This is a genomic window from Deltaproteobacteria bacterium, from assembly GCA_003696105.1.
Lineage (GTDB): Bacteria > Myxococcota_A > Polyangia > Haliangiales > J016 > J016.
In genome coordinates this window covers 1-5,626 of sequence record RFGE01000060.1, presented here as the reverse complement: position 1 = coordinate 5,626, position 5,626 = coordinate 1, and the positions used below count along the sequence as shown (strand labels likewise).

Here is a 5,626-nt window from a genome sequence, read left to right as displayed (position 1 = left end):
ATCGCGCGCCCGCCGGCCCCGCCCGCGCGCGCATCCCTCAGTCGAAGCCCGGCACCAACACCGCAACGATTCGCTCCGGCCGCGGCAGCCGCTGCCGCGCGCACCACTCCTCGAACGCCGCCCGCTCCACCGTCGCCATGCTCGGCTGCACCGTCGCGAGCCGCGCGCGCGCAGCCTGCCCGAACACGCCGTGCCCCGACTGGTCGAACGCCGCGATCGCCTTGCGCAGCTCCGTCGCCGCCTCACCCGTCTCGCCGCGCAGGTGGTGCACCCCCGCGCGCAACAGCGCCGCGCAGCCCCCCGCCCACGTCGGCGCCTCCCGCGACAGCCGGCGCGCGATGCGCAGCACCTCGCGCAGCAGCCGCGCGCGCTCCACCTCGCCCGCCGCGGCCGCCGCCGCCGCGAGCGCGCACCGACCGCGCAGGTGCACCGCCTCGATCCGCACCTGTTCGATCCGCAGGTGCAGCGACCTCGCGAACGGTCGCCAGCCCTCCTCGACCCGACGCCACGCGCGGTCCGGCTCGCCCCGGTACAGATCGATGTGCGCGCGCGCGATCAGCTCGTAGTAGTGCTGCAGGTGGTAGCCCTTCTGCGACCACGGCGCGATCGCCTCGTCGATTTGGCGCTCCGCCTCGTCCGGCGCGTCGTCGACCAGCCACGCGAAGCTCGCGATCCCCATGCGCAGGTCCGCCGATGCGTACAGGTCGCCCCGGTCCAGCGCCTCGGCCAGGATCGCCGGCACGCGGCGAGCGAGTTCGCGCAGCTCGCCGAGGAAGAACAGAGCCCACATCGTGAACACCTGCGTCGACATCAGCTCCCACAGCGCACCGGTGCAGCGCACCCGCAGGATCTCCTCGGCGGGCTCGCAGTAGGCCCGCGCCCGCCGTACGTCGCCGCACAAGAACGCCACCATGCCGGCGCACGATTGCGTCATGCCCACTGCGTGGGGGTCGCCGCTGGCGTTGGCCGCCGCGCGCGCCGCGTCGACCAGGCGCTCGGCGCGTGCGAGTTTCTTGTGGCCGCCGAGCGCGACGAACGCCGCCTCGACGCCCAACGCGCGCGCGATGCGCGATTGCTCGCCGGCCGCGAGCGCCAGCAGCGTGTGTCGCGCCTGGAAGTTCGTGCACTGCACCGGATCGACGAGAGACAGGCCGGCCGCGACCGACCAACACACGTCGATGCGGCGCAGCTCGGCCTCCGACAGCTCGCTCTCGTCGCGCGGCCGATACCGCAGCCCGCGCAGGAAGATGCGCAGCCGGCGCCACAGCAGCTGCAACAACGCCGCGCGCGACGTCCGCGGCAGTGTCATGCCGACCGCGTCCAGCACGCTGCGAATCTGGTCGAGCCCCTCGTCGAGGTGGCCGCAGCGCAACAGCTGTTCGGCCGCCCGGCGCTGCAGTTCGAGGCGCTCGGCGCGGTTGGCCGTCGGCAGGGCGTCTTGATAGGCGCGCGCGGCATCCACGCCGCGACCGGCGTTCGCGAGCGCGTCGCCCAGCTTGACGAGAGCGGCGTGGCGGTCGGGTCCGTCGGATAGGCACGCGAGCGCGGTGCGGTAGCGCGTCGCCGCCCGGTCGAACGCGAGCGCGGCCGCGGCCTGGTCGCCGGCGGCGAGCGCATAGCGCGCCGCGCGCTCGGCGTCGCCGGCTTCCTGCCAGTGCATCGCGAGGGCGTCGGCGTCGGGGGCTGCGGCGCTTTCGAGCGCGAGAGCGAGCTGGCGGTGGCCGTCGCGCCGCTGTGCCGCGGTCATGTGGCGCGCGACTGCCTGGCGGATGCGGTCGTGGTAGACCTCGACCGTGTCCGGCCGACGGTTGCCCGTGGAACGAACGAGATAGGCGACCCGCAAGGCGCCAACGGCGCGCGCGACGTCCGAGAACTCCAACTGCGCCGCGGCCGCGATTCGTTCGAGCGCGATCGGGCCGTTGGCGAGAACGACCAACTCGACCACGCGTCGCGCCAACGGATCGAGGCGCTCGACGCGCGCCCACAGCGCGTCCTCCAACGCCATCGCTCTGCCGCCCGCCGCCCCGAACATTTCACAGTGGTGGACCAGTTCGTGGATGAACAGCGGGTGGCCGGCCGCCTCCGCCGCGACGTCCTCCGGCCGCAGGGTCGCGTCCGGCCCGGCGAAGCGCAGCAGCAACTCGGCAAGCTCCCGCGCCTCCTCGTCGGCCAGTCGCGACAGGTCGATCCGGCGCACGTCGCCCGGCAGCGCCGCGATCGCCGTATCGGCGCCGGGTTCGGCGGGCCGCAGCGTGGCCACCAGGAGCAACGGCGGCGCGTCCGGCGGGCGCAGCACGTCGGCGAGCAGAGCGAGGCTGTCGGCGTCGGCCCACTGCAAATCGTCGATCGCGAGCACGAGCGGTCGCCGCTCCGCGAAGCGGACGAACAGCTCGCGCAGCGCGCGAAATACGGCGGCGCGTTGTTGGCGCGGTTCGGCGGCCGCGTGCGCGGGCCGCGGCGCCTGGGCGATCGCCTGCACCTGTCGCAGCACCGGGAACACGTCCGCCAGCAGCGCCGCCCGATGCGGCACGAGCGCCGCGGCCTCCATCGCCGGCAGCCGGTGCATGTGGCGCACGAGCGCGTCCATCAACTCATCGACCGCCTTGTACGGCACCGACTCGCGTTCGAAGCAGCGACCCGCCAGCGCGACCACGCGGGCATCGCGCGCGGTCAGCATCCCGATGAACTGCTGCACGAGCGCACTCTTGCCAATTCCGGACTCGCCGCAGACCAGCGCGACGACGGGCGCGCCGGCGCGGCTCGCCTCGTACGCGGCCTGCAGGGCGTCGAGTTCGCGCGCGCGGCCGACGAACACGGCTGACCGGGTGACCGACGGACGCGACGGCTCCGTCGCCGGTGCGCCCGGTGGGCGCAGCACGGCGCGAATTTGGCGCTCCGTCGGCCGGTCGGCCGGGTCGGTCGCCAGAAGCTGTATGCACAACTCGGCGAGATCGTCGGGCAGGTCGGGCTCGAGGCTGCGCGGGTGGACCGGGCGGCTGCGCTGCTTGTTCATCAGCACTTGCATCGGCGGGCCATCGAACGGCAGGCGCCCGGTGAGCGACTGGTACAGCAGCACGCCGACGCTGTACCAATCGGCGGCCGGCCCGACCGGGGTGCCGGTGGCCGCCTGTTCGGGGGCCATGTAGCGCACGGTGCCGACGAGCCGGTCGCTGGCCGTGAGGTCGTCGTCGCTGTTGCCGATGGCGCGCACGAGGCCGAAGTCGAGCAGGACGACCCGCCCGTCCGGGGTGACGCGGATGTTCGACGGCTTGATGTCGCGGTGGACCTTGCCCGCGGCGTGGAGCGCGGACACGCCCGCGGCGAGCTGCGCGAACGCGCTGCGCAGGCGCGCCTCGTCGAACCCGGTGCCGTAGCGGCGGCGGCTCGGCGGGATCCCCATCGTGACCGTCGAGTCCGCGTCGTCGACCGTTGGCTGCGACCACTGCGGGGTTTCGTCCGCGACGTGGTCGGTGCCGGTGCGGACGTACGCGAGGAAGTCCTGGCCGTCGACCAGCTCCATCGTGAAGAACCAGGTGCCGCGGTCCTCGATCAGCTCGCCGAGCGACACGAGATTCGGATGGCGGATGTCGCGCAGCGAGCGGAACTCCTGCTTGAACCGCAGCAGCGCGTCGGCTCGCATCGACTTGAGCGTCTTGAGGGCGACGCGCTGGTCGCTGTCGCGGTCGATGGCCTCGTAGACGACGCCCATGCCGCCGTCGCCGATGCGCGCGACGATGCGGAACCGATCCGTGTCCTCGAGTTCGGAGGGGTCTGTGTCCTCGAGGTCCGGCATCGACGCGGATCGCCAGTCTATCACGGGCGGGAACGGCCCCGCGCCCGCCCGCGCGCCGTTACGCCTGGGCGCGGTTCGCGTCGCGGATCGCCTGCACCCGCTCGTACCACGCCGCGATGCGCGGGCGCTGCATGATGGTCGCGAACGCGGGGAAGTCGCGGATGCAGGTGAGGCAACCGTGTGCCGCGATGTCGCCGATCGACGGCGCGTCGCCGCACACGAAGTCCGCGTCGCCGAGCCACTGTTCGAAGCGATCGAGTTCCGCGTCGAGCAGCTGCTGCGGGTTGCCGCCGCCGCGCTTCTTGATGATGCGCTTGGCCACCTGATGCATGATTAACGATCCGCCGCCGCGCACGATCGCGTTTTGCACGAAGCCAAAGTTGCTCGTGCGCGCCACCACCTTGGCGGCGCGGGCCGCGTCGCTCCACGATCCATAGATCACGGTCGGCAGCACGTAGCTCAGGTCGTCGTCGACCCACTGCTCGACCTGCAGCGCCTTGTCGCGGGCGGCGGGGTCGTCGGGCACGAGCGGGATCGGCTCGCGGCGCTTGCCGTCGAGGAACATCAAGATGTCCGTCGAGTCGTACACGCGGTCGCCGTCGAATTCGAGCACCGGCACCTTCTTGGGCGCGTCGGCCGGCAACTCGGGCAGCTCCTTCTTGGTCATCGGGTTGACGTCGACCTTGGCGTAGGGAATTCCCTTGACGTCCAGGGCCGCCTTGACCTTGTGGCAGTAGGGGCACAGCTCGAACTGGTACAGCGTCGCGGTCTGCATGGCGGGCTTCTACCGCGATTTGGCCCCGTGGGCCAGCGGCGCGCCGGGCCGGACGGGCGCGCGGCGTCCCGGACGGGCGCGCCGGCCCTGTGGCCGGTCGGATGCCCGTCAGTGTGCGTCGCTGGACGGCACCGGGGCACGGGCGGATCGGCGCGGCGCCTGCCGTCACGCGCGCGAGCGCAGCAGCGTCGGCACCGTGTCGGCACGTTCGACCGTCGCCGGTCGGTCCCGGTAGCCGGACGCGGGCGCGGTCGGGTCCGGCACGTCGCGCAGCCGAGCGCGCACCGCGATGCGGTCGCCCGGCCGTACCGCGGCGACGGCGAAGCGGTCGATCGGGATCGGCTCGAACGGGGCGCCCGCCGCGTGCGACGGCGTGCGCCCCGCGACGTAGCGGACCACGGTCCACCGCGCGGCCGCCGGCGCGGGTGGCGGTTCGATCCGGCACCGGCCCGGCGGGATGCGGATGCGCCGGCCGTCGTCCGCGGCGAGGTCGAATCCGACGGTCACCTGCTCGCAATAGGTCAATTCGCCCGCGGCCCACGTCCACAGGCCGTAGGCGACGCACATCGGGCCGCCGAACGGCGGCGGCTGCGCGCGGCCAGCGGTCGCGGTCACCGTGCCGGCGACCACCGGGTCGCGCGGGTCGCCGGCGGGCCGCGCGCGGGCGCCCCGCGGTCGGACGGGCCAGCGGCGGGACCGGTGCACGAGGCCCCGGGCGCGCTGGAACGCGGCGGCCGCGAACACGCCGCCGCCGAAGCCGACCGCCGCGATGAGCGGCGTCGCGAACACGAACAGCGCGGTGGTGCCGGCGAGGACCACGGCGCCGGCGGCCATCGCATTGGCGAGCCGCGCCGCACGGCGCGTGCGCGCCTGGCGCTGCGCGCGCACCAGCGCGCGCCGCACCTCGATCGGGCCCCACACGTGCGCGCGCAGGTCCTCCACGCCGCGCGCGTCCGCCAGCCGGACCACCGGATGCTTGCCGTCGCGATCGCACAGCTCGCCCTCGGCGAGCGCGACGCGGCACTGCGCGCACAGCAACGACAATCGGGGCCAGCGGT

General features: G+C 73.9%; 3 protein-coding genes. All 3 read right to left on the bottom strand.

The genetic code is table 11. The annotated features are described in order from the left end of the window. Nucleotides 1-37: 37 nt before the first annotated feature. On the bottom strand, nucleotides 38-3,793 hold the full coding sequence (locus tag D6689_03765) for a serine/threonine-protein kinase PknK (GenBank protein ID RMH43950.1): 3,756 nt from the start codon (nucleotides 3,791-3,793) through the stop codon (nucleotides 38-40). Nucleotides 3,794-3,851: 58 nt separating this feature from the next. Beyond that, entirely contained in the window at nucleotides 3,852-4,568 is a 717-nt protein-coding gene (locus D6689_03760; GenBank protein RMH43949.1) for a glutathione S-transferase family protein, read from the bottom strand. Nucleotides 4,569-4,733: 165 nt separating this feature from the next. Further along, the coding region (locus D6689_03755; GenBank protein RMH43948.1) for a hypothetical protein at nucleotides 4,734-5,626 on the bottom strand (893 nt) is incomplete at its 5' end.

What these genes read in the sequence shown, in the direction of transcription:
- D6689_03765 (RMH43950.1), bottom strand. Translation starts at nt 3,793, where the DNA reads ATGCCGGACCTCGAGGACACAGACCCCTCCGAACTCGAGGACACGGAT.
- D6689_03760 (RMH43949.1), bottom strand. Translation starts at nt 4,568, where the DNA reads ATGCAGACCGCGACGCTGTACCAGTTCGAGCTGTGCCCCTACTGCCAC.